This is a genomic window from Streptomyces bottropensis ATCC 25435, from assembly GCF_000383595.1.
GTDB lineage: Bacteria > Actinomycetota > Actinomycetes > Streptomycetales > Streptomycetaceae > Streptomyces > Streptomyces bottropensis.
The window spans coordinates 3,695,702-3,719,120 of sequence record NZ_KB911581.1 but is presented as its reverse complement, the minus strand read 5'-3'; the positions used below and the strand labels follow the sequence as shown (position 1 = coordinate 3,719,120).

Below are 23,419 nucleotides of genomic sequence, written 5' to 3'. Positions count from 1 at the left end.
CGCCGGTTTCTCCCCAGGCTCGCTAGGCTGGGCGCGCTGTGCACAGAAAGCGGCCGGACGAGCGGAGGGGGCGCATGGCGGCGCGACACGAGGAGATCGCCGAGGAGCTGCGGCGGGCGATCGACCGTGAGGACTACACGGTGGGGAGTCTGCTGCCGCCGGAGACCGAACTCGCGGCCCGCTACGGCGTCTCGCGCGGCACCGTCCGGCAGGCGGTGGCGACCCTGACCGCCGAGGGTCTCATCGGCTCGCGCCAGGGCGCCCGGCGGGTGGTCCTGGCCGGTCGCCGCAGCCAGAGCTTCGCGGAGCTGCGCAGCTTCGCCCAGTGGGCGCGCGCGATGGGCCGCGAGGCGACGGGCCGGGTGGTTCTCCAGGAGTACCGGACCGCCAACGCCGAGGACCGCGTCCGCCTCCAGGTCGCCCCGGGCGCACGCCTCCTGCACGTCCTGCGCCTGCGCGGGCTCGACGGCCGGCCCGTGCTGCTGGAGCGCACGGTCTACGCCGACTGGATCTCCCCCGCCGTCGAGCCGATCGAGGCCGACTGCCCCTCGGTCACCCAGCGCCTGCTCGACGACACGGGTCTGGTCTTCGCCTACGGCGAGCACGTCATCGACGCCGTGGCCGCCGGCGCCCAGGACGCCGAGTTCCTGGCCGTGCGCCGGACGAGCCCGCTCCTGCGGGTCCGGCGCGTCACCACCACCCGGGAGGGCCGGCCGGTGGAGTGGTCGGACGACCGCTACCGCCCGGACGCGGTGAGCTTCAGCGTGCACAACTCGATAGGGAACAACGCGCTGGCGCGGAAGACCGCGGGCCCGTGAGGGGCCCGGCCTCTCAGGCGGGCGACCCGGAGGAGAACCGCCGCAGCAGGGGCGACAGCACGAGCACGGACTTGGTCCGCTCGACGAACGGCTCCCCGGCGATCCGTTCCAGCACCCGCTCGAAGTGCCGCATGTCGGAGGCGAAGACCTGCACCACGGCATCGGCCTCACCGGTGACGGTCGACGCGGCGACGACCTCCTGATACCGCTCCAGGCCCCGCTGGATCGTCTCCGGCGAGGTGTTCCGACGGCAGTAGATCTCGACGAACCCCTCGGTCTCCCAGCCGAGCGCGGCGGGGTCGACCCGTACCGTGAAGCCGGTGATCGCCCCGGTCGCCCGGAGCCGGTCCACCCGCCGTTTGACCGCGGGCGCGGACAGCCCGACGAGCTGGCCGATGTCGGAGTAGGAACGGCGGGCGTCCTCGGCGAGGGCGTGCACGATGCGTTCGTCGAGAGGGTTCAGCACTGCGGGTGGATCACTTCTCTGGAGTCGACGGGGACGAGGGGGCCGATGGGGACGGCGGAGTCGAAGGGGCCGGGGCCGCCGCGAGACGCGAGCGGCGGTAGCCGTAACTGAAGTAGAACACGAGCCCGGCGGCCATCCAGACGCCGAAGACGACCCAGGTGACGGTGTCGAGACTGCCCATCATCCAGACGCAGAACGCCAGTCCCAGCGCGGGCAGCACCGGCGACAGCGGCACCCGGAACGTCCGGGGCATGTCCGGACGGGTTCGCCGCAGCACCACGACGGCCACGTTGACCAGCGCGAACGCGAACAACGTACCGATGCTCGTGGCATCCGCGAGCTGCCCCAGCGGAATGGCGGCGGCGAGCACACCGCAGAACAGCGACACGATCACGGTGTTGACGCGCGGCGTCCCGGTCCTCGGGTGCACACGGGAGAACACCTTGGGCACGAGCCCGTCCCGGGACATGGCGAACAGGATCCGGGTCTGCCCGTACAGCACGGTCAGCACCACGCTCGCGATGGCGATGACGGCCCCGGCCGCCAGGAGTGTCCCCCAGAACACGTCCCCGGTGACGTCCTTCATGATCCCGGCGAGCGCGGCCTCCGACTCGCCGAACCCCTTCCAGGGCCGCGCGCCGATCGCGACGGCGGCGACCAGCACGTACAGCGCGGTGACGATGAGCAGCGACAGCATGATCGCGCGCGGCAGGTCCCGCTGGGCGTTCTTCGCCTCCTCACCGGCGGTCGAGGCCGCGTCGAACCCGATGTACGAGAAGAACAGCGTCGCCCCGGCCGCGCTGACGCCCGCCATGCCGAGCGGCATGAAGTTCTCGTAGTTGCCGGACCGGAAGCCCTGCACGCCGATGAGGCAGAACAGCAGCAGGGCGGCGATCTTCACCACGACCATGATCGTGTTGGCGCGGGCGGACTCCCGGGCCCCGCCCAGCAGGAACGCCATCGCGAGCAGGACGACGATCAGCGCGGGCAGGTTGAAGACACCCCCGTCCCCGGGCGGCGCGGACAGCGCGTCCGGGATGGTCACGCCGACCGTCCCGTCCAGCAGCTCGTTGAGGTACTCGCCCCAGCCGACCGCGACGGCCGCCACCGACACCCCGTACTCCAGCACCAGACACCAGCCGCAGACCCAGGCCACCAGCTCGCCCATCGTTGCGTACGTGTACGAGTAGGAGGATCCGGAGACCGGGATCGTGCCGGCCAGCTCCGCGTACGACAGGGCGGAGAACAGCGCGGTGAGCCCGGCTATCACGAAGGAGAGGGTGACGGCGGGCCCGGCCTTGGGGACGGCCTCACCGAGGACGACGAAGATGCCGGTGCCGAGCGTGGCACCGATGCTGATCATCGTCAGCTGCCACAGTCCGAGCGACCGCCGCAGCGACCCGCCCTCACCCTGTCCGCCCTCCGCGACCAGGCGTTCCACGGGCTTGCGGCGCATCAGCCGTGCCCCGACGCCACCGGACGGCGGGGCCGGCTGATTCTCATGCTGCGGGGGTGCGCCTTGGTCGAGCACGCGTGGCTCCTTCGTCGCTGCCGGTCAGGGCGGGTGAGGACCGCCGGCACCGAACAGCAGGGGGCCACCGAGCAGGAGTCCCCGCCACGCCACGTACAGCGCTTGACCCTATGAGCCAGACCTTCACGAGCGTAATGCGGCAACCTTGCGCGCCGACGCAAGATCGTTGCGTTACCGGCCGGTGCGCGAAGCTTCGTTGCACGGCCGGTTCCGGCTCCTGCGCGCCTTCCGGATCAGGCGCCCCGGGTTCTAGCTCCAGCTGGCGTGCAGCGGCTTGCCCTCCGCGTAACCGGCCGCGCTCTGGATGCCCACCACGGCCCGCTCCGCGAACTCCTCCAGGGATCCGGCCCCCGCGTACGTGCACGAGGACCGCACCCCCGCGATCACCGAGTCGATCAGGTCCTCGACCCCCGGCCGCGCCGGGTCCAGGAACATCCGCGACGTCGAGATGCCCTCCTCGAACAGCGCCTTGCGCGCCCGGTCGTACGCCGACTCCTCGCTGGTGCGGTTGCGCACGGCCCGCGCGGACGCCATCCCGAAGGACTCCTTGTAGAGCCGCCCGCTCGCGTCCTGCTGCAGATCGCCCGGCGACTCGTACGTGCCCGCGAACCACGACCCGATCATCACGTTCGACGCGCCGGCCGCCAGCGCCATGGCGACATCGCGGGGGTGGCGCACCCCGCCGTCGGCCCACACGTGCTTGCCGTACTTCTTCGCCTCGGCCGCGCACTCCAGGACGGCGGAGAACTGCGGCCGCCCGACCCCCGTCATCATGCGAGTGGTGCACATCGCGCCGGGTCCGACACCGACCTTGACGATGTCCGCGCCCGCCTCGATCAGGTCGCGCACCCCCTCTGCGGCGACGATGTTGCCGGCCACGATCGGCACCCCGGGGTCGAGGTCGCGCACCAGCTTGATCGCGCTGATCATCGACTCCTGGTGGCCGTGCGCGGTGTCGATGACGAGCGTGTCGACGCCCGCGTCGAGCAGCTGCTTGGCCTTGCCCACGAAGTCGCCGTTGACCCCGACGGCGGCGGCGACGCGCAGCTTGCCGTGCGCGTCGACGGCCGGGGTGTACAGCGTGGCGCGGAGCGCGCCCTTGCGGGTGAGGATGCCGGCGAGACGGCCGTCCCGGTCGACGGCGGGCGCGTAGCGGCGGTTGGCGGCGTCGAGCCGGTTGAAGGCCTCACGCGGGTCGATGTCGGCGTCGAGGAGCAACAGGTCCCGGGACATGACGACTTCGAGCTGGGTGAAGCGGTCGACGCCGGTCAGGTCCGCGTCGGTGACGACACCGACGGGCCGCAGCGCCTCGTCGACGACGACGCCCGCGTTGTGCGCCCGCTTCGGCAGCAGGGCCAGCGCGTCGGCGACCGTCTGGTGCGGGTTCAGCACGATGGGGGTGTCGAGGACGAGGTGGCGGCTCTTGACCCAGGAGATGACGTCGGTGACGACCTCGTTGGGGATGTCCTGCGGGACGACCACCAGGCCACCGCGGCGGGCCACCGTCTCGGCCATGCGGCGGCCGGCGATGGCGGTCATGTTGGCGACGACGAGCGGGATGGTGGTGCCCGTGCCGTCCGGGGAGGCCAGGTCCACTCCCTGCCGTGATCCGACGGCACTGCGGCTCGGGACCATGAAGACGTCGTCGTACGTCAGGTCGTACGGGGGCTGGATGTCATTGAGGAAACGCACGTGCCGCACATCCCGGTCGATCAGAGGTGACCCCCTGACAGGACCGTCAGGGGGAAGAGCACGTACCTCATTGTCCCATGTCGGCGGGTGCGAACGGCCCCGACGGATCGTCCAGAGGGACGGTGGGCGGCCTGGGAGGATCCTCCGAGAGCGCACGCGATCGCCGGATCGTCACGGATGCCGCCGCGGTGCCGGCGGCGCGGCGGCATCTCTCGGATTCGATCCCGGCACGGGCCCGCCGGGCCGCGTCGCACCCCGGAGACACGCCATCGACCGCCGCGTACCTCCGGCCGCGCGTCCACCGGAGCCCGGCGGCGCACACCACCCCACGGGCATCCGCGGGGCGTCCCGTCAGGCCCCGTCGGGGTCCGCCCGGTTGAGTGCCGGCCTGGGTGTCTGCCCGGCCGTCAACAGGTAGTCCGCCGCCGAGGTGTCGGTGACGAGGCTGGTCACCAGCCCCGACCGCAGCACCGCGTCGATCGCGGCCGCCTTGCGCTGCCCGCCCGCGATCGCGACGACCTCGGGGATTCGGCGGAGCTGGTCGGCCTTGACCGTGATGCACCGCTCGCCCAGGTCGCGCCCGACGCGGCGGCCCTCCGCGTCGAAGAGATGCGCGGACATCTCGGCGGCGACACCGAGGGAGGCGTAGTGGCCGCGCTCCTCGTCGCTGAGCATGTCGTGCACCGTGGAGATGCCCGCCTCCCACGAGCCGATGGAGACACAGGCGACGGTGACCTTGTCGAAGTACTCGAAGGCCCGCGCGATGCCGGTCTGGTGGCGCAGCGCGCTGGCGGTCGCCGCGTCCGGCAGCAGCATCGGCGCGTAGATGGGGTGGGCGTCGCCGCCCGACACCTGCGCGGCCCGCCGGACCGCCTCGACCGAGCCGCGCTCGGCCGTCCCGGCGTCGTAGACCCCCGTCAGCTGCACCACCGTGCAGGGCGGCAGCCGGTCGAGGGCGGCCGCCATGTGGATGGTGGAGCGGCCCCAGGCGAGGCCGAGGATGGCGCCCTCGTCCACCAGCTCGCCGAGCAGGTCCGCGGCGACCTCGCCGAGGTTCTCCGGGTCGGTCGTCTCCTCGGCCTCCGCCGGGGACTCGACGACCACGGCGTGCCGCAGGCCGTAGCGGGCGCGCAGCGCGTCGGAGCGCTCCGCGTCCAGCTCCGCGGGGACGCGGATCTCGATGCGTACGAGATCCCGTTCGAGGGCGGTCTCCAGGACCCGGGCCACCTTGAAGCGGCTCACGCCGAACTCCTCGGCGATCTGGATCTTGGACTTCCCCTCTAGGTAGAAACGGCGTGCCATGGCCGCCGCCTGAACCAGCTCAGCGGGTCCCATCCGCATGGCTGACCGGCCCGCCGACATACCCGACACGGTCATCTCCTCACTGCTCTTCACACATGGATACGCCGTTCATCCTTGCAGATCCGACGTTTTCGATCAGCCCGAAGGAATGTCGTTCACGTTCCCTTGGCCCTCTATACGCACGACATGCCATACCCGCCTCGACGTTCGCACGGCCGTGCTCGGTGATTCAGTGGCCGCAGGCCCAGCCCGCGGTCGCCGTCGTGGCCTCCGCCTGCGCCCGCAGCGCGCGCACCGCCTCGGCCGGGTCGTCCGCCCCGTACACCGCGGAACCGGCGACGAAGACGTCGGCGCCCGCCTCGGCGCAGCGCTCGATGGTGGACGCGGAGACACCGCCGTCGACCTGGAGCCACAGGTCGAGCCCGTGCTTGCTGATCAACTCGCGGGTCCGGCGAATCTTGGGGAGCATGATGTCGAGAAAGGCCTGGCCTCCGAAGCCCGGTTCGACCGTCATGATCAGCACCATGTCGAGTTCGGGCAGCAGGTCCTCGAACGGCTCGATCGGCGTCGCGGGCCTGAGCGCCATGGAGGCCCTGGCTCCCTTGGCCCGGATCTCGCGGGCGAGCCGCACCGGTGCGGCGGCCGCCTCGGCGTGGAAGGTGACAGAACCCGCACCCGCTTCCACGTACTGGGGCGCCCACCGATCGGGGGCCTCGATCATCAGATGACAGTCCAGCGGCGTCTCCGTCGCACGGGCCAGGGACTCTACGACCGGCACACCGAGCGTGAGGTTCGGCACGAAATGGTTGTCCATCACGTCCACATGGAGCCAGTCGGCGCCTTCGACCGCCTTCGCCTCGTCGGCGAGACGGGCGAAGTCGGCGGACAGGATGCTGGGGTTGATCTGCGCGGCCATGGGCCAAGCCTGCCATGCCCTCAAGGGGTTGCGGGCATCGGTACCGGGTGGGGACGGTGGTATTTCGGCTGCGAGTCGTCCGTGGTTGCTCGCGCGGTTCCCCGCGCCCCTCTGGGGGCGCGCTTGCGGAGGTGGTCATGACAGGCGGCCGGGGCATCGGGCATCTCGTGTGTGGGCGGCGAGCCAAGTGGGTCGTGCTGGGGCTGTGGCTGGTGGTGCTGTTCGTGGTGGCGCCGTTCGCCACGAAGCTCACCGACGCGCAGGACAACGACGCGGCCTCGTGGCTGCCGGGCTCGGCCGAGTCGACGCAGGTCCTGGAGATCTCCGAGGGCTTCCGGCCCGAACAGATCCCGGCGGTCGTCGTCTACGCCCGGGAGAGCGGCCTGACCGCCGAGGACCGGGCGGCGATCGAGGCGGACGTGCGGGACCTCAAGCAGCTCACCGCCCACGGGATCATCGGCGAACAGACCCGGGGGCCCGTCTACGACCGTGCCGCCGACCCGCGGGCGGCCCAGGTCTTCGTACCGATCACGATGGACGAGAAGGGCTGGGAGCGGATCGCGCCCGCGGTCGACTCGATCCGGGACGGCGTGGGCGAGGGCGGTGACGGGCTCGCCGTGCACATCACGGGTCCGGGCGGTACGTCCGCCGACTTCTCCGAGGCGTTCGAGGGCATCGACTCCACCCTGCTGATGTCCGCGATGGCCGTCGTCATCGTGATGCTGCTGCTCACCTACCGCAGTCCGACCCTCATCCTGGTCCCCCTGATCGGGGTCATCGCCGCCCTGTTCACGGCCCAGGCCCTGATCTACCTGCTGGCGGAACACACCGGCCTGACCGTGAACGGCCAGAGCGCCGGCATCCTCACCGTCCTCGTCTTCGGCGCGGGCACCGACTACGCCCTGCTGCTCGTGGCCCGCTACCGGGAGGAGCTGCGCCGTCACGAGGACCGCCACGAGGCGATGGCCCTCGCCCTGCACCGGGCGGGCCCGGCGGTACTCGCCTCCGGCGCGACGGTCGTCCTGAGCATGCTGGTGCTGCTGGCCGCCGAGATGAACTCGACGAGCGGGCTGGGCCCGGTGGCGGCCATCGGCGTCGCGGTCGCCCTGCTCGCGATGATGACGCTGTTCCCGGCCCTGCTGGTGATCTTCGGCCGCTGGATCTTCTGGCCGGTGATCCCGCATCTCGGCAGCGCCGACCCGGCCGAGCGCGGGGTGTGGGCCCGTATGGGCCGCCGCTTCTCCCGGCGCCCCCGCGTGGTGTGGGTCGCCACGGCGGCCGCCCTGGCCCTGTGCTCGCTGGGTCTGATCCAACTGCGCGCGGAGGGCATCGGCAACGCGGACGCCTTCACCGGGAAACCGGACTCGATCGTCGGCCAGGAGGTCTCGGCACGCTACTTCCCGGCGGGCAGCGGCGACCCGCTCGTGATCGTCAGCAACCAGGCGCAGGCCCGGGAGGTGGGCCGCGCGGTCGCCGACACCGAGGGCGTCGTGGCCGAGTCCCTCGGCCTGCCCCCCGGCACGAAACCCGCCCACGAGGGCCAGGTCCTCTTCGAGGCCACCATGTCCGACCCCGCCGACAGCGAGGCCGCGAAGCAGACCGTGGAAAGGGTCCGCGACGCCGTCCACGAGGTGCCGGACGCCGACGCCCAGGTCGGCGGCGGTACGGCGGCCCTGCTGGACATGGACGAGGCGACGACCCACGACAACATCCTGATCATCCCGCTGGTGCTGCTCGTGGTCCTGCTGATCCTCTGTGGCCTGCTCCGCGCCCTGGTCGCACCCCTGCTGCTGATCGGGACGGTGATCCTGTCCTTCGCCGCCGCGCTGGGCATCAGCGCGCTCGCGTTCAGATACCTGTTCGACTACGCGGGTGAGTCGACCGACTTCCCCTTGTTCGTCTTCGTGTTCCTGGTCGCCCTGGGCATCGACTACAACATCTTCCTGACCACCCGGATCCGCGAGGAGGCCGCCCACCAGGGCACCCGCGAGGGGGTCGTGACGGGCCTGGCGGCGACCGGCGCGGTGATCACCTCGGCCGGCCTGGTGCTCGCCGGCACCTTCGCCGCCCTCGGCACCCTCCCCATGGTCGCCTTCGCCGAGATCGGCTTCGCGGTGGCCCTAGGTGTCCTCCTGGACACCTTCATCGTGCGGTCCGTACTGGTCACAGCCCTGTTCCTGGACGTGGGACCCAAGGTGTGGTGGCCCCACCGGCTGGCCCACGAGGACGGCGCCGCGACACCCCCGCCGAAGGAACCGACGGGCAGCACGGCGGGGCCGCCGGGCAGCTGACGGGTGAGCGATGGACGCGGCTGAGGGGTACCGACGGGCGCGCTGACGTGCGGTTCCTCATTCGGAATGACGGGGGCGGGTGCGATGCCGCGGCGAAGGTCTTGAGTAGGGACGTTTCCGCTGTCACGTGAAGGCATGCGGTCTCTGCGTGCCACCACGTCCGCCGTGCTCGCGCTGGGTTCGCCGCCGAATCTGGGGCAGGCCGTGCTGGTCGAACGCAACGCGCGTTGGCTCCCGGTGAGAGATCAAGCCTGCGATCCGCGCCGCCCACACCGCTCGACCACCGGATCTCGGCCTTGATACGTCACAAACAGGCGTTCTCGCCGACCTGCCGCTGTTTCTCGCCGACCTGCCGTTGTTCCCTTCGCGGTGAATTCGAGGGACGGCAGCTTTCCTCACCTTCGACGGCCCTCTCTCTTTCACGCAGCGCTTACCTACAGGCGACAAATCCAAAGGAAGACCGAGGAAAAGCATGGGGGGAGAAAACTCTCCCTGCCATGAGTGACGCCCGTGATGCAAGACTTTCTGCGTGATCACTCCCGCCCCGTCGAGGCGAGCGGTCCCCCTGTTCCCACGGTGGCGTCGATCTCTCACCTGGCATTCCACCTGTGTGCACGACTGATCCGTCCGTGATGCAAAGGCGAACGCATGTCCTCTGAACTTCCTGATTCTGCTGATTCTCCGCCCGCCGGAGCCAGTGGGCCCGTCTCCGGGCCCAGCCGGCGCACCGTCATCGCCACCGGTGTCGCGGTGGGCGGTGTCGTGGTGGCCGGCGGAGCGTTCCTGGCCGGTGCCGAGGAAGCGGCCGCCGAAGGGGCGGCTCCCTCCAGCCGGGTGTCCCTGACGGTCAACGGCACCCGGCGGACCGTGACGGTCGACAACCGGACCTCGCTCCTTGATCTGCTGCGGGAACACCTCGACCTGACCGGCTCCAAGAAGGGCTGCGACGCCGGGGCCTGCGGGGCGTGCACCGTTCTGGTCGACGGGCAGCGGGTCAACTCCTGCCTCACGCTGGCCGTGCGCCTGGAGGGTGCCGAGGTCACCACGATCGAAGGCCTGGCCGATGGCGACACGCTGCACCCGCTGCAGCAGGCGTTCGTCGACGAGGACGCCTTCCAGTGCGGCTACTGCACGCCGGGGCAGATCATGTCCGGCGTCGGCTGCATCCAGGAGGGCCACACCAGCTCGCCGGAGGAGATCCGGGAGTACATGAGCGGCAACGTCTGCCGCTGTGGCTGTTACGTCAAGATCGTGCGCGCGGTCGAGCAGACCGCCGCCCGCAAGTAAGGAGCGGCCCATGCACCCCTTCTCCTACACCCGTGTCGACAGCGTCCGGAAGGCCCTGGACGCCGGGGGACGCGGCGGCCGCTACATCGCCGGCGGTACCACACTGGTCGACCTGATGCGGGAGACCGTCGAGATCCCCGACACGCTCGTCGATATCAGCGACCTGCCCTTGAGCGAGATCACCGCCACCGCGGGCGGCGGCATCCGTATCGGTGCCCTGGTCCCGATGGCCGTGGCCACCGCCGACCCCAAGCTGAACTCCCTGTACCCGGTGGCCGCCCAGGCGCTGCGGGGCGCCTCGGCTCAGCTGCGGAACATGGCGACCATCGGCGGCAACATCATGCAGCGCACCCGATGCACGTACTTCCGTGACGTGACCGCTGACTGCAACAAGCGTGAGCCGGGCTCCGGCTGCGCCGCCCTGGGCGGCTACAACCGTGGCCACGCGATCCTCGGCGGGTCCGATCACTGCGTGGCCGTGCACGCCTCCGACTTCGCCGTCGCTCTCACCGCCCTGGAGGCGACGGTCCACCTGCAGGCTCCGGACGGCAAGGAGCGCGGCCTCCCCTTCGCCGACTTCCTGCTCCGCCCCGGCGCCACCCCACAGCGCGAACAGAACATCCGGCGAGGCGAGTTGATCACAGCGGTCGAGATCCGGGCGTACCCTCGTCCGCTGAAGTCTGCCTACCTGAAGATCCGCGACCGGCAGTCCTACTCGTTCGGGCTCGCTTCGGCCGCCGTCGCGCTGCATGTGCGCGGCGGTGTGATCCGCGAGGCGAAGGTCGCCGCCGGCGGTGTGGCCACCGTGCCGTGGAAGCTGTCCGCCGTCGAGCGGGCTCTGATCGGTGAGCGCCCCTCGGACCGTCTGTGGGCCGCGGCGGCCTCTCACGCGGTTGACGGCGCTCGCCCCCTCCAGCACAACCGGTTCAAGGTCGAGCTCCTGAAGCGAACCGTCGAACGCCAGCTGCGCACCGTAGGAGAGATGGAATGAGCCCCCAGCCGCAGGCAGCCGTAGGTGCGCCGCTGTCCCGGGTGGACGGTCGGCTGAAGGTCACCGGCAAGGCGGAGTACGCCGCCGAGCACGACATCGACGGAGTCGTGCACGCTGTCATCGTCGACGCGAGCATCGGCCGCGGCCGGATCGGATCCATCGACACGCGCGCCGCCGGTAAACACGCCGGTGTGCTGCGGGTGATCCACCACGGCAACGCGCCGAAGCTCCCGTACCGCGACAACGCCGGCTCCAACAACCCGGCCGGGCGCAGGCTTCGGGTCTTCCAGGACGACCGGGTCCTCTTCCACGGCCAGCCGGTCGCCGTCGTCGTGGCCACCACCCTGGAAGCCGCGCGGCACGGGGCGAGCCTGGTCAAGGTCCGCTACGACGCAGAAAAGCCGTCGACCGACATCACCAAGGCCGAACCCGGCGAGCCGACGCCCTATGCGCGCGGGGACGCGGAAGCGGGGCTGCGCTCCTCGGCCGTACGGCTGGACCTGAAGTACGAACTGGCGCGCAACCACCACAACCCGATGGAGCCGCACGCCACCGTCGCCCGTTGGGACGGCAACAAGCTCACGGTCTGGGACAAGACCCAGTGGGTGATGGGCACGCACGACGAGATCGCGGCGGTCTTCGACCTCCCGGCGGACGCGGTGCGGGTCATCAACCCGTTCGTCGGCGGTGGCTTCGGCAGCGGGCTGCGCTGCTGGCCGCACACGATCGTCGCCGCGCTGGCCGCCCGCGTGACCCGGCGCCCGGTGAAACTGGTGCTGTCGCGCAAGCAGATGTACTTCGGCACCGGATTCCGGCCGGCCTACCAGTACCGGCTGCGCCTCGGCAGCGACCGGCGCGGCCGGCTGAACGCCGCCATCCACGACATCGACCACGAGACCTCGTCGTTCGAGACGTTCTCCGAGGCCGTCCTGGGCGCGGGCCGGATGATGTACAGCATGCCCAACGTCCGCCAGGCGTACCGGCAGGTGCCGCTGGACGTGAACACGCCGATCTGGATGCGCGGGCCCGGCTTCGCCCCCGCGTCGTTCGTGATCGAGTCGGCCATGGACGAGCTCGCCACCGAGCTCGGCATCGATCCGATCGAGTTGCGCCGGCGCAACGAACCGGCCGAGGACGAGTCGACCGACGAGCCGTTCTCCACCCGCCGGCTGAGCGAGTGCTATACGGTCGGCGCCCGCGAGTTCGGCTGGGACCGCCGCAACCCCGAGCCGCGCTCCACCCGGGAGGGGAACCTGCTGATCGGCCTGGGCATGGCCGCCGGGGCCTACGACTGCGGGCGGTATCCGGGACAGGCCAGGGCGCGGCTGGATGCCGACGGCACGGCGGTCGTGGAGGCGGCCACCACCGACATGGGGCCGGGTACGTACACCTCCCAGACCCAGGTCGCGGCCGACGCCCTGGGGCTGACGATGCGCACGGTCACGTTCCGGCTGGGGGACTCGGAGTATCCGTTCACCTCGCCGCACGGCGGTTCGTCGACCATGGCCAGTGTCGGCTCGGCCGTGGTCGACGCCTGCAACAAGGTGCGCCGGCAGGCGATCGAGCTGGCCGTGGAGGACCGGGAGTCGCCGCTGTACGGGGTGAGCGCGGACGACGTCGTCGTACGGGGCGGCCGGCTGCACGACCGGAACAACACGGCGCGCGGGGAGACGTACAAGAGCCTGCTGGCCCGCCACGACCGCTCCCACCTGGAGGCGAACGGCTCCTACGACGGGCCGGGCAGCGACCGGTCCGCCTACTTCGCCTACAGCGCGACCTTCGCCGAGGTCTCGGTCGACGCGGACCTGGGGCTGGTGCGAGTGCGCAAGATGCTCGGCGTGTACGACGCGGGCCGGATCATCAGCCCCAAGCTCGCCGACAGCCAGGCACTCGGCGGCATGGTAGGCGGCATCGGCCAGGCACTGTTGGAGCACACGGTCACCGACCACCGCGACGGCCGGACCGTCAACGCCAACCTCGCCGACTACCTCGTCCCCGTCAACGCCGACGTCCCCGACCTGAAGGCGATCTACCTCGACGGCGAGGACAACGCCGGCAACCTGCTGGGCGTCAAGGGACTCGGCGAGGTCGTCCAGGTCGGTGTGGCGGCGGCGATCGGCAACGCGGTTTACAACGCCACCGGCCGCCGGATCCGCCAACTGCCCATCACAGCCGAGGCGTTGCTCTGACACCACCGCCTCCCTGGACGGGTCCGGCAGCCGAACTCCCCGTACGGCCGCCGGACCTTCCCCGGGCCGCCGCCGCGCATGCGCCCCCGTGGCGCGGTGGCGGCCCGCTCACCTTCTGCTTCTGCGACAGCGATCGTCCGCTCTGGAGCCCCCATGCTGAACATCGCGGACACACTGCGCCGTTGGTGCCGCGAGGAACGCCCCTTCGCCCTGGCCACCGTCGTCGACGTCACCGGCAGCGCACCCCTGCCCGTCGGTACGTCGGTCGCGGTCGACGAGGACGGCAACGCCGTCGGCAGCATCTCCGGCGGCTGCGTCGAGGGTGCGGTCTACGAACTGTGCCAACAGGTGCTCCAGGAGCAAGACGCTCCACGGCGTGCCCGGTTCGGCTATTCCGACGACGACGCCTTCGCCGTGGGCCTGACCTGCGGCGGCGTGCTCGACGTGCTCATCCAGCGCATCGACCCGGCCTCCCGGCCGCATCTCGGCGCGGCGCTCACCGAGGCGGTCGAGGGCCGGCCCGCAGCCGTCGCCCAGGTCGTGGACGGCTCCTTCATCGGCGCCACGTTGAGCGTCCACGGCGACAGCTGGACCGGCGACGGCGTGCTCGGCGACGAGCCGGTCGGCCGGATCGTGGGAGACCGGGCCGCCGCCCAACTCCGCAGCGGACGCAGCGGACTCGTCTCTCTCGGCGGAGACGCCGACACCTGCCCCGAACGGCTCACCGTCCTGGTCCACGTGGCCGCCACCCGCCCCCGCATGCTGATCTTCGGCGCCATCGACTTCGCCGCCGCCCTCGCCCAAGCGGGCCGGTTCCTGGGTTATCACGTCACCGTGTGCGACGCCCGCCCCGTCTTCGCCACCCAGGCGCGCTTCCCGCACGCCGACGAGGTGGTCGTCGACTGGCCCCACCGCTACCTGGCGCAGACGGCCGTGGACGCGCGTACCGCCATCTGTGTGCTCACCCATGACGCCAAGTTCGACATCCCCCTCCTGCACGTGGCACTCGACCTGCCCGTCGGCTACATCGGCGCGATGGGCTCCCGGCGCACCCACGACGAGCGCCTCCTCCGTCTGCGCGAAGTCGGCGTCACACCGGAGCAGTTGGCCCGGCTGCGGTCCCCGATCGGCCTCGACCTCGGTGCCCGCACCCCCGAGGAGACGGCCATCTCCATCACCGCCGAGATCATCGCTCACGCCGGCCGCGCGAGTGGCTTGCCTCTGGGCCTGGGCCACGGTCCGATCCACCGCGTTTCCGGGGCGGTGCCGAAGACAGCGCCGCACCGGGAAGGAACGCTCACGGGAACATGCTGATCGACACCTTCGGCCGACGGGCCACCGACCTGCGCGTCTCCTTGACCGACCGGTGCAACCTGCGGTGCACGTACTGCATGCCCGAGGAGGGCCTGCGGTGGCTGGCCAAGCCGGACCTGCTCGACGACGACGAGATCGTCCGCCTGATCGACATCGCGGTCACCTCCCTCGGTATCGAGGAGGTCCGCTTCACGGGCGGCGAGCCGCTCCTGCGCCCGGGCCTGGTCGGCATCGTGGAGCGGGTCGCGACCCTGGCCCCGCGTCCCCAGATGTCCCTGACGACGAACGGCATCGGTCTGGGCCGCACGGCGGCCGCCCTGAGGGCGGCGGGCCTGGACCGGGTCAACGTCTCCCTGGACACCCTGCGCCCCGACGTCTTCAAGACCCTCACCCGCCGCGACCGCCACAAGGACGTCCTCGCGGGCCTGGAAGCGGCCCGGGAGGCGGGCCTGACACCGGTGAAGGTCAACGCGGTCCTGATGCCCGGATCCAACGAGGACGAAGCCCCCGCCCTCCTGGCCTGGGCGGTCGAGCACGACTACGAACTGCGGTTCATCGAACAGATGCCCCTGGACGCCCAGCACGGCTGGAAACGCGACGGCATGGTCACCGCGGGCGACATCCTCACCTCCCTGCGCACCCGCTTCGATCTCACCCCCGAGGGCGGCGACGAACGCGGCTCGGCCCCCGCCGAGCGCTGGCTGGTGGACGGCGGCCCGCATCGCGTCGGCGTCGTCGCCTCCGTCACCCGCCCCTTCTGCGCCGCCTGCGACCGCACCCGCCTCACCGCCGACGGCCAGGTCCGCTCCTGCCTCTTCGCCCGCGAGGAGACCGACCTCCGCGCCGCCCTGCGCTCCGACGCTCCGGACGAGGAGATCGCCCGCATCTGGCGCGAGGCCATGTGGGGCAAGAAGGCGGGCGCGGGCCTGGACGACCCGTCCTTCGTCCAGCCGGACAGGCCCATGTCGGCCATCGGCGGCTGAGCTGGGCTTTCATGAAGCCTGGGGGGGACGGCGATGACCTCCACATCCGCTCCTACCGGGGCGGCGACGGCGCCTGGTACCGCGCGACACGGGCGAGCGACGAGGGCCACGTCCACGCCGGCGGCGTCACCAAGTTGGTCAGCCTTGTTCGCTGGTACGTCTGCCGGTTCCGGTCGGCAGTACGCGGATCCAGCCTTGAGTCAGTGCTGCGACGGCACCCGTGCGGGTTCGTCGCGTTGCGTCTGCGTGGGCGCGCTGCTCCGGGCCACGACCCGGCCCTTGCCGGACGAGCCGTGGACGGTGAGGGCGATCAAGGGCAGCAGCGTGAGGGCGGCGATGACGGTGCCGACCAGGGGCGGGCCGGTCAGGCCGAGGGAGGAGTCCAGGGCCGCACCGGCGATCGCCGATCCGGCGGCGACGCCGACGTTGAAGGCGGAGGTGGTCAGCGCCGAGGTGAGGGTGGGAGCGTCGCCCGCGAAGCGCATGGCGAGGGCAGTGACCACCGGATTGACCGTGAAGCCGGTCAGGCCCATCAGGAAGACCAGAAGGGTGGCCGTCACCGGGTTGGCGGACAGCGGGATCATCAGGAACAGAACCAGCGCGGTGGCCGCGGCGGCGGTGACGGTGGTGGCCATCGGGTGGCGGTCGCCCAGGCGGCCTCCGATGGTGGTGCCGCCCAGCGCGCCGACGCCGAAAGCGATCAGGACAAGCGGGACGGCGCCCGCGGAGATGCCGGCGCGGTCGGTCAGCAGCGGGGTGACATAGGTGTACGTCGCCAGCACACCGCCCATGATCAGCATCGCGGCGCCGAGCGCCAGCCACAGCCGGCCCTGCCGCAGCACCCGGACCTCGGCACGGAGGGACACCTCGACGCGCTGCTCCTGCGCCGGGATGAAGCGGCCGATGGACACGGCGGCCAGCCCGGCCAGCATGGCCAGGGCCCAGAAGGGGCCGCGCCAGCCGGTGAACTGGCCGGCGAAGGAGCCGATCGGCACGCCGACGACGTTGGCGAGGGTCAGCCCGCCGATCATGACGCCCGTGGCACGGGTGGCGTTGCGCGGGCCTGCGGCGGTGGTGGCGACGACGAAGCCGACGGACCAGAACGCTCCGGTGGCCAGGGCCGTGACGACACGGGCGGCGAGGACGATCGTGAAGGACGTGCTCAAGGCGGCGATCAGGTGTCCGGCGCAGAACACGGACAGGGCCAGGATCAGCGTACGGCGCTGTGGCAGGCGCAGGGTCGCCATGGCCATGGTCGGCGCGCCGACGATCATGCCGATGGCGAACGCGGTGATCAGCAGGCCGGCGCGGGAGACGCTGACACCGAGGTCACCGGCCAGCTCCGGCAGCAGCCCGGCGACGACGAACTCGGTGGTCCCCATCAGGAACGTACCGGCGGCGAGCACCCAGACGACGAACGGAAGCTTGCCGGGAGCGGTCCCGGACGCGGAAGGCATACGTGTGCTCTCTCCTTGCGTGAAAGACGGGATCATGGTGGCGGCTGAGGCCGTCGCGGCGGGTCAGGGCGCGGCTTCGATGGTGATCCGGTCGGCTGCGGCAAGCCGGTCGGCGTCGGCGTCGATGTGGCCGAGGATGAGCAGGTCGGCGTTGGCGGAGTCGCCGTCGCGGTAGAAGAGTGCCAGGTTGCCCCAGGGCGCGTAGTAGGTCAGGTCGCCGGCCTTCGGCGCGCGCGGCTCGGGAGCACCCGAGGTGGTCAGCTTGCGCGGCAGGTCGGCGATCCGCTCCGTCTGGTGAAAGTCCTCCAGATCCAGTTCGAGGGGGAGGAGGCCGGCGAAGTCACTGGCAGCCGGACTGTCGTTCAAGGCGGCGTCGACGGGGCGGCCGTCGAGGGTGACCCGGATGTCCATGGCGGTGTTCCTGTCGGACGGTGTGGTGCGTGCCTCGGCCGTCGGTGTCTGCTGCCGGGCGGAGGATGCGGAGGATGTCTTGGGCGGGGAGGCCGGCGAGGTGTCGCCGCAGGCCGCCGCGGCCGACAGGACAGCGGTGGCCATGGCGGCGCGGGCGAGGGCACGGAGGGTGGCCGAGTTCATGGTGTGGTCCGGACGTCAGTCGGGCAGGGGCTCGGCGTAGTGGCGGAAGCCGTCCCGCTTGGCATGGATGTCGTACAGGCGCTCGGCCAGCACGTGGGGGCTGCTGTGCTCGGCGTCGGGCCGGATGGCGCCCGGGATGATCAACTGGGCGGCGTAGATGTTCTCCTCCGCGAGTGTGTCGTGCAGCATGCGGGCGTAGGCGCTCTCGGCGGCGAAGGCGATCGAGGTGCCGGCGACGTTCGCGTTGGGGCGTACGGCGCTGGAGCCGTTGACGAACAGGACGGTGCCGCGGCCGAGTTCGCGCATGCCGGGCAGGACGGCGTTCACCGCGGTGACCGGCCCCTTGACGGAGAAGGCGAACGGCGCGTCCAGGTCGTCGGCGCTGGTGTCGAGGACCGGCTTCATGAAGTCGGCGCGGGGCACGGGGCTGTACTGGAGGATCTCGACGGTGCCCAGCTCGGCCGCGGCTGTGTGCAGGGCCGCGGTCAGGGACTCGTTGTCGAGGACGTCGGCCGTGTAGCCGCGCGCCTGGACATCGTCACGGACGAGGGCTGCCGTCAGACCGTCCAGCTTCTCCGCGTCGCGGGCGATGAGGGCGACGGAGTGGCCGGCGGCTCCGAAGCGGCGGGCGGTGGCAAGCCCGAGACCGGGTCCGGCACCGATGAGGGCGAAGGTCGTCATGGTCAGTCCTTGTGCGAGCGGGGGTGGTTGCCGGTCCTGGGGACGTACTACGGCGGTGCGGCCCCGGGTGTGGACGCGTCCGCGCTCAGGGCTTGAGCAGGGTCTTGATGGCGCGGCGTTCGTCCATGGCCTTGTAGCCTTCGGCGACCTGGTCCAGGGGCAGGGTGAGGTCGAAGACCTTGCCCGGGTTGATGCGGCCGGTCAGGACGCGGTCGATCAGGTCGGGCAGGAAACGGCGCACGGGCGCGGGACCACCGCGCAGGCCGACCTGGGAGAAGAACAGTTCCTGGCCGTCGATCGCCACCTCATGCGGGACGCCGACGAAGCCGACGTTGCCGCCGGGGCGGGTGGAGTGCAGGGCCTGCCGCATGGACTCGGCCGTTCCGACGCACTCCAGCACGGAGTCGGCGCCGATGCCGCCGGTGAGATCCTTGACGCGGGCGATGCCTTCGTCGCCGCGTCCGCTGATGATGTCGGTCGCGCCGAACTCCAGGGCGAGCTTCTGCCGGGACTCGTGCCGGGACATGGCGATGATCCGCTCGGCGCCGAGTTCCTTCGCGGCGATGACACCGCACAGGCCGACCGCTCCGTCGCCGACCACGACGGCCGTCGAGCCGGGCTTCACCTCGGCGGCGAGAGCCGCGTACCAGCCGGTGCCCATCACGTCCGAGACGGCGAGCAGGCTCGGTACCAGTTCGGCGTCCGGGTGCTCGTCGGTGGCGACGAGGGTGCCGTGGGCGTTGGGGATGCGCACGTAGTCGGCCTGGCAGGTGCTCATGAACTCGCGGTTCAGACAGGAGGACTGCCAGCCGCCCTGGCAGTTCACGCAGGTATTGTCGGAGGTGGCGAAGGAGCCGACCACGAACTGACCCGGCCTGACGTTGGTGACCTCACTGCCGACCTCCTCGACGATGCCGACGTACTCGTGCCCCATCGGGTGCGGGTCGCCGATCGGTTCCGCGCCGCGATAGGGCCACAGGTCCGAACCGCACACACAGGTGGCGGCCGTGCGGATGACGGCATCGGTCGGCCGGAGGATCTTCGGGTCGTCCAGGGTCTCGAAGCGCACATCGCCGGGGGCGTGAATGACTGCTCCGTGCATGGGGGTCTTCCTTCGGTGCGGGGATCGGTGAGCCGCAGCCGTCGTGAGGAACGACTGCTCACGATCGAGCCTCACACGCGAGGGCAGGCGTGAAAAGCGGAGAGAATCATCCCAGGAGGGGAACATCCTGGGAGGAAACTCTCCCCCCTTACGCAAGTGAGATCGGTGCCATGCTGGGCAGCATGACCGCCAACCTTCCCCTCAATGAGCTGGGAGAATTCCTCAAGACGCGCCGCTCCGAGCTGAGCCCGCGCACAGTCGGACTGCCCGAGACCCACAAGCCCCGGCGGGTGACCGGGCTGCGCCGCGAGGAGGTCGCCCAGCTCGCCAGCATCAGCACCGACTACTACACCCGCCTCGAACAGGGCCGCATGCAGGCATCGGCGCCCGTCCTGGACGTCCTCGCCCGCGTCCTCCGTCTGGACGACGACGAGCGCGGCTACCTCTTCCAGCTCGCCGGCAAGACCACCAACCGCACCCGGCGCCGTGGCCGCCAGAAGGTCCAGCCGCAGCTGCAGCGGGTCCTGAACGACCTCACCGCCACTCCGGCCGTCGTGCAGGGCCGGCGCGGGGACATCCTTGCCTGGAACGCGCTGGCCGCCGCCCTGGTCACCGACTTCTCCCGCCTCGCGGAAAAGCACCGCAACTACCCGCGGATCATCTTCACCGACCCCGCCATGCGCACCCTGTACGCCGACTGGGAGCGTTCCGCGCACATCGCCGTCGCCCAACTGCGCATGGAGGCCGCGAAGTATCCCGAGGACCCTCGCCTGATCGAGCTGGTCGGTGAACTGTCCCTGCGCGACACGCAGTTCGCCCGCTGGTGGGGCGATCACCACGTCGCCGCCCGCACCGTGGGCACGAAGACCCTCAACCATCCCGTCGTCGGCGAACTCGTCCTGGACTGGGACACCCTCACCGCCAACACCGACCCCGACCAGCACCTGACCGTCTGGACCGCCCTGCCCGGCTCCCCCACCCACGAACGGCTGCGCATCCTTGCCTCCTGGGCCGCCGACCAGAACCTGCCCGCCTCCTCCCCCGTCGGCTGACCGCGACGGGCCACCGCCGTGAAGGGGCTGGAGGAGTCATTCCGAGCGCTGACGGTGCTGGCCTGAGACATCGGCCCCTGAGCGTGTGCCGCCGGACTCGACCGGCGCGAGTCGGCGACACCGGGTTCGAGCGATGGACGACCTCGTAGGGCTGCCAAGGGGCCCGATCGCTGAGATCCCGCGACCACGCGGCTACCGAAGCCCTGTCCCTCGGGACAGGTGAGTTCCTGGCGCGCTCAAGGACCTGCACGAGGCCCGACCGCCTGTACGCCAGGAGGTACCGGTGCCGATGGCAGAACGCCCGAGGACCGGTGTGTCCCGCGACGACGATCTTCGGGTTCAAGGCGGCGGTAGCAGTGCCATTCGGTTAAGACAACCACTTGGTACGCTCAAATGCGCCCATGGCGGGGAGCGACGATCTGTGACGATGAGTACGGAACGGGTCGACGGGCGAACACTCCGCTTCCAGCACCGGAGACCGGAGCTACTGGCGGTCTGCTCCACACCTTCCCGCCCCAGTTGAACGGGCTGCCGGCAGACGCCGACCTGGTGACCATCACCGCCGGGGGCAACGACCTCGGCTACATCAGCAGCATGGTGCGCCTGGGCACGGCGGGCCGACTCTCGTCCCGCCCTCTCTGCCGGCCACTGGCCACCGCGCTGAAACGGCGTGGGGTTCCGCGTCCGTCGGAGGACGACATCGATCGGGCGACGGCGAACCTCTCCCGCGTCGTCGAGGAGACCCGAAGGCGGGCGAAGCGTGCGCGGGTGCTCCTGGTCGACTACCTCACGGTGATCGGCCCCGACACCCGATCCAGCCGCGAAACCCCCTTGGACGAAGCCACCTTGGGGGAGTTCCGCCGACTGGGCGACCAGGTCGCCGAAGTCTTCGCCCGCACGGCGCCCCGCACCGGCGCGGAACTCGTCACCGTGGGAAAGCGCAGTCGCGAGCACGCTCTCGGATCGGCCGAACCCTGGGTGACCGGACTCCCGGAACGCCTGCACGGCTCCGCCCTCATGGGCGCGTTCCACCCCAACGGCGCCGGAATGCGCGCCGTGGCAGACGCGATTGCCGCGCACCTGAGATGACTGGGCTTGCTCGACGGCGCGGGAGACTGTCGGCCCGACCACATCCACGACGGGTGTCGGTCGTTGTACGGGCCCGGGTGGAATACCGGAACCCGTAGACGTCGCGACGAAGTCGGGCCGGTGGAGGCCCGGTTCAGGACGGTCGTGGAGATCCTCGGCGGTGCCAATGAGAATGGGTCACTCGTTTTGAGAACCTACAGACGGGAGGGGTGTTACGAGACCCGCCGGATGAGCGCCAGATACATGGCGTCCGTCCCGTGCAGATGCGGCCACAGCTGGATGTCGGGGCCCTCGCCCAGCGCCGGTACGCCCGCCAGCAGGGGCCGGGCGTCGAGAAGGTCGGCCGCGCCGCCGTACTGCTTGAGCACGTCGTCGACGACCGCGCGGGTCTCGGCGAGATGGGGCGAGCAGGTCGCGTAGCCGACGACCCCGCCGACCCGTACGGACTCCAGCGCGGTCCGCAGCAGCGCGCGCTGGAGCGGGGCGAACCCCACCAGGTCCTCGGGCCGCCGCCGCCACCGCGCCTCGGGCCGCCGCCGCAGGGCCCCCAGCCCCGTACAGGGCACGTCCATCAGCACCCGGTCGAACGAGCCGGGCCGCCAGGGCGGACGGGTGCCGTCGGCGGCGATCACCTGGTACGGGCCCGGGTTGCCGTGCAGCGCCTTCGCGACCAGCCCCGCCCGGTGCGGCTGCTTCTCGGAGGCGAGCAGCACGGCCCCGCGCTCGGCGGCGAGGGCGGCGAGCAGCGCGGCCTTGCCGCCGGGCCCCGCGCAACCGTCGAGCCACGCCTTGTCGGGTCCCTCCAGCGGAGCGTGGGCGAGGGCGAGCGCCACGAGCTGGCTGCCCTCGTCCTGCACACCCGCGCGGCCCTCCCGTACGGCGTCCACGGCACCCGGTTCCCCGCCCTCGGAGAGCCGCACGGCGTACGGCGACCAGCGCCCCGCCACCGCGGCCTCCTCCCGGAGCAGCTCCTCGGTGGTGGACCGGCCGGGCCGGGCGACCAGGGTGACCTCGGGCCGCTCGTTGTCGGCCTCCAACAGGTCCTCGATGCCGGCGCGCCCGCCGCCGAGGGAGTCCCAGAGCGCGGAGACGACCCAGCGGGGGTGCGAGTGCACGACGGCGAGGTGGTCCTCCGGGTCGTCCTCGTAGGGCGGTGCGACCCGCTCCAGCCAGCCGTCGAGGTCGTGCTGGGCGATCTTGCGCAGCACGGCGTTCACGAACTTGGCCCGCCCGTCCCCGAGCACGACCCGCGCGAGGTCCACCGAGGCGGACACGGCGGCGTGGGTGGGAATCCGCGTGCCCAGCAGCTGATGCGCGCCGAGGCTCAGCACGTCGAGCACCGGCGGGTCGACCTCGCGCAGCGGCCGGTCCACGCATTGCGCGATGACCGCGTCGTACGTCCCTTGGCGGCGCAGCGTCCCGTAGACCAACTCGGTCGCGAGCGCCGCGTCCCGCCCGTCGAACTTGTCGGGCCCCTCCTTCTCCCGCGCCCGGCGCAGCAGCGGCGGCAGAACGAGGTTCGCGTACGCGTCCCGTTCGTCGACCGCCCTGAGCGCCTCGAAGGCGAGCATGCGGACGGGGTCCTTGTGGGGACGGCGGTAGGGCTTGCCCGGCTTGCCCGGACGACGGGACTGCTCACTCACGAAAAAGGTGCTCCGGATATG

19 protein-coding genes and 1 pseudogene are annotated in these 23,419 nt (G+C 71.2%); 10 read left to right on the top strand and 10 right to left on the bottom strand.

What is annotated here, in order from left to right; all coding sequences use genetic code 11:
• Positions 1-74: 74 nt before the first annotated feature.
• On the top strand, positions 75-818 hold the full coding sequence (locus STRBO_RS0116435) for a GntR family transcriptional regulator (protein WP_005485525.1): 744 nt from the start codon (positions 75-77) through the stop codon (positions 816-818).
• A 13-nt stretch (positions 819-831) separates the two neighbouring features.
• Here STRBO_RS0116435 and STRBO_RS0116430 read toward each other — a convergent pair whose 3' ends face one another.
• The 5 genes from STRBO_RS0116430 to rpe all read right to left on the bottom strand — a co-directional run bounded on the left by STRBO_RS0116430 (position 832) and on the right by rpe (position 6,725).
• The gene (locus STRBO_RS0116430) at positions 832-1,284 is read right to left on the bottom strand and encodes an Lrp/AsnC family transcriptional regulator (protein WP_005485524.1); all 453 of its coding nucleotides are present in this window, start codon (positions 1,282-1,284) and stop codon (positions 832-834) included.
• 10 nt (positions 1,285-1,294) lie between these two features.
• Entirely contained in the window at positions 1,295-2,815 is a 1,521-nt protein-coding gene (locus tag STRBO_RS0116425; protein WP_005485523.1) for an amino acid permease, read from the bottom strand.
• Between the two features lie 249 nt (positions 2,816-3,064).
• Positions 3,065-4,507, bottom strand: a complete 1,443-nt coding sequence (locus tag STRBO_RS0116420; RefSeq protein WP_005485522.1) for a GuaB1 family IMP dehydrogenase-related protein — start codon at positions 4,505-4,507, stop codon at positions 3,065-3,067.
• A 351-nt stretch (positions 4,508-4,858) separates the two neighbouring features.
• The gene (locus STRBO_RS0116415) at positions 4,859-5,902 is read right to left on the bottom strand and encodes a sugar-binding transcriptional regulator (RefSeq protein WP_005485521.1); all 1,044 of its coding nucleotides are present in this window, start codon (positions 5,900-5,902) and stop codon (positions 4,859-4,861) included.
• 136 nt (positions 5,903-6,038) lie between these two features.
• Entirely contained in the window at positions 6,039-6,725 is a 687-nt protein-coding gene (gene rpe / locus STRBO_RS0116410; protein ID WP_005485520.1) for a ribulose-phosphate 3-epimerase, read from the bottom strand.
• 137 nt (positions 6,726-6,862) lie between these two features.
• Here rpe and STRBO_RS0116405 point away from each other — a divergent pair, with 137 nt between their 5' ends.
• The 7 genes and pseudogenes from STRBO_RS0116405 to STRBO_RS45920 all read left to right on the top strand — a co-directional run.
• Positions 6,863-9,016, top strand: coding sequence for an MMPL family transporter (locus STRBO_RS0116405; protein WP_005485517.1), 2,154 nt, complete (start codon positions 6,863-6,865; stop codon positions 9,014-9,016).
• 648 nt (positions 9,017-9,664) lie between these two features.
• A complete protein-coding gene (locus STRBO_RS0116400) occupies positions 9,665-10,303 on the top strand; it encodes a (2Fe-2S)-binding protein (RefSeq protein WP_005485515.1) in 639 nt (212 codons plus the stop codon).
• Positions 10,304-10,313: 10 nt separating this feature from the next.
• Positions 10,314-11,294 carry an FAD binding domain-containing protein gene (locus STRBO_RS0116395; protein ID WP_005485514.1) on the top strand — a complete coding sequence of 327 codons (981 nt, stop codon included), beginning with the start codon at positions 10,314-10,316 and terminating at the stop codon, positions 11,292-11,294.
• A complete protein-coding gene (locus tag STRBO_RS0116390; protein WP_020114467.1) occupies positions 11,291-13,483 on the top strand; it encodes a xanthine dehydrogenase family protein molybdopterin-binding subunit in 2,193 nt (730 codons plus the stop codon). Before STRBO_RS0116395 ends, STRBO_RS0116390 begins: the two co-directional genes overlap by 4 nt.
• A 153-nt stretch (positions 13,484-13,636) precedes the next feature.
• Positions 13,637-14,797 carry an XdhC family protein gene (locus STRBO_RS0116385; RefSeq protein ID WP_005485511.1) on the top strand — a complete coding sequence of 387 codons (1,161 nt, stop codon included), beginning with the start codon at positions 13,637-13,639 and terminating at the stop codon, positions 14,795-14,797.
• Positions 14,791-15,780, top strand: coding sequence for a GTP 3',8-cyclase MoaA (gene moaA, locus STRBO_RS0116380; RefSeq protein WP_005485509.1), 990 nt, complete (start codon positions 14,791-14,793; stop codon positions 15,778-15,780). Before STRBO_RS0116385 ends, moaA begins: the two co-directional genes overlap by 7 nt.
• Before the next feature lie 11 nt (positions 15,781-15,791).
• Positions 15,792-15,917, top strand: a pseudogene (locus tag STRBO_RS45920) (DUF2255 family protein); the annotation flags it as partial.
• A gap of 63 nt (positions 15,918-15,980) precedes the next feature.
• Here the strand turns inward: STRBO_RS45920 and STRBO_RS0116375 are convergent.
• The 4 genes from STRBO_RS0116375 to STRBO_RS0116360 all read right to left on the bottom strand — a co-directional run bounded on the left by STRBO_RS0116375 (position 15,981) and on the right by STRBO_RS0116360 (position 19,614).
• Positions 15,981-17,237: an MFS transporter gene (locus STRBO_RS0116375; protein ID WP_005485507.1), complete on the bottom strand. Its 1,257-nt coding sequence runs from the start codon at positions 17,235-17,237 to the stop codon at positions 15,981-15,983.
• Between the two features lie 63 nt (positions 17,238-17,300).
• A complete protein-coding gene (locus STRBO_RS0116370; protein WP_005485506.1) occupies positions 17,301-17,831 on the bottom strand; it encodes a cyclophilin-like fold protein in 531 nt (176 codons plus the stop codon).
• A gap of 15 nt (positions 17,832-17,846) precedes the next feature.
• On the bottom strand, positions 17,847-18,512 hold the full coding sequence (locus STRBO_RS0116365; protein WP_005485504.1) for an SDR family NAD(P)-dependent oxidoreductase: 666 nt from the start codon (positions 18,510-18,512) through the stop codon (positions 17,847-17,849).
• 85 nt (positions 18,513-18,597) lie between these two features.
• Positions 18,598-19,614, bottom strand: coding sequence for a zinc-dependent alcohol dehydrogenase family protein (locus STRBO_RS0116360; protein WP_020114464.1), 1,017 nt, complete (start codon positions 19,612-19,614; stop codon positions 18,598-18,600).
• Positions 19,615-19,784: 170 nt separating this feature from the next.
• On the opposite strand from STRBO_RS0116360, the gene STRBO_RS0116355 reads away from it, so the two are divergent.
• Entirely contained in the window at positions 19,785-20,666 is an 882-nt protein-coding gene (locus tag STRBO_RS0116355) for a helix-turn-helix transcriptional regulator (RefSeq protein ID WP_005485502.1), read from the top strand.
• Between the two features lie 519 nt (positions 20,667-21,185).
• Positions 21,186-21,755: a GDSL-type esterase/lipase family protein gene (locus STRBO_RS0116350; protein ID WP_005485501.1), complete on the top strand. Its 570-nt coding sequence runs from the start codon at positions 21,186-21,188 to the stop codon at positions 21,753-21,755.
• A 212-nt stretch (positions 21,756-21,967) separates the two neighbouring features.
• Here STRBO_RS0116350 and STRBO_RS0116345 read toward each other — a convergent pair whose 3' ends face one another.
• A complete protein-coding gene (locus STRBO_RS0116345) occupies positions 21,968-23,398 on the bottom strand; it encodes an RsmB/NOP family class I SAM-dependent RNA methyltransferase (RefSeq protein WP_005485500.1) in 1,431 nt (476 codons plus the stop codon).
• Positions 23,399-23,419: the final 21 nt, after the last annotated feature.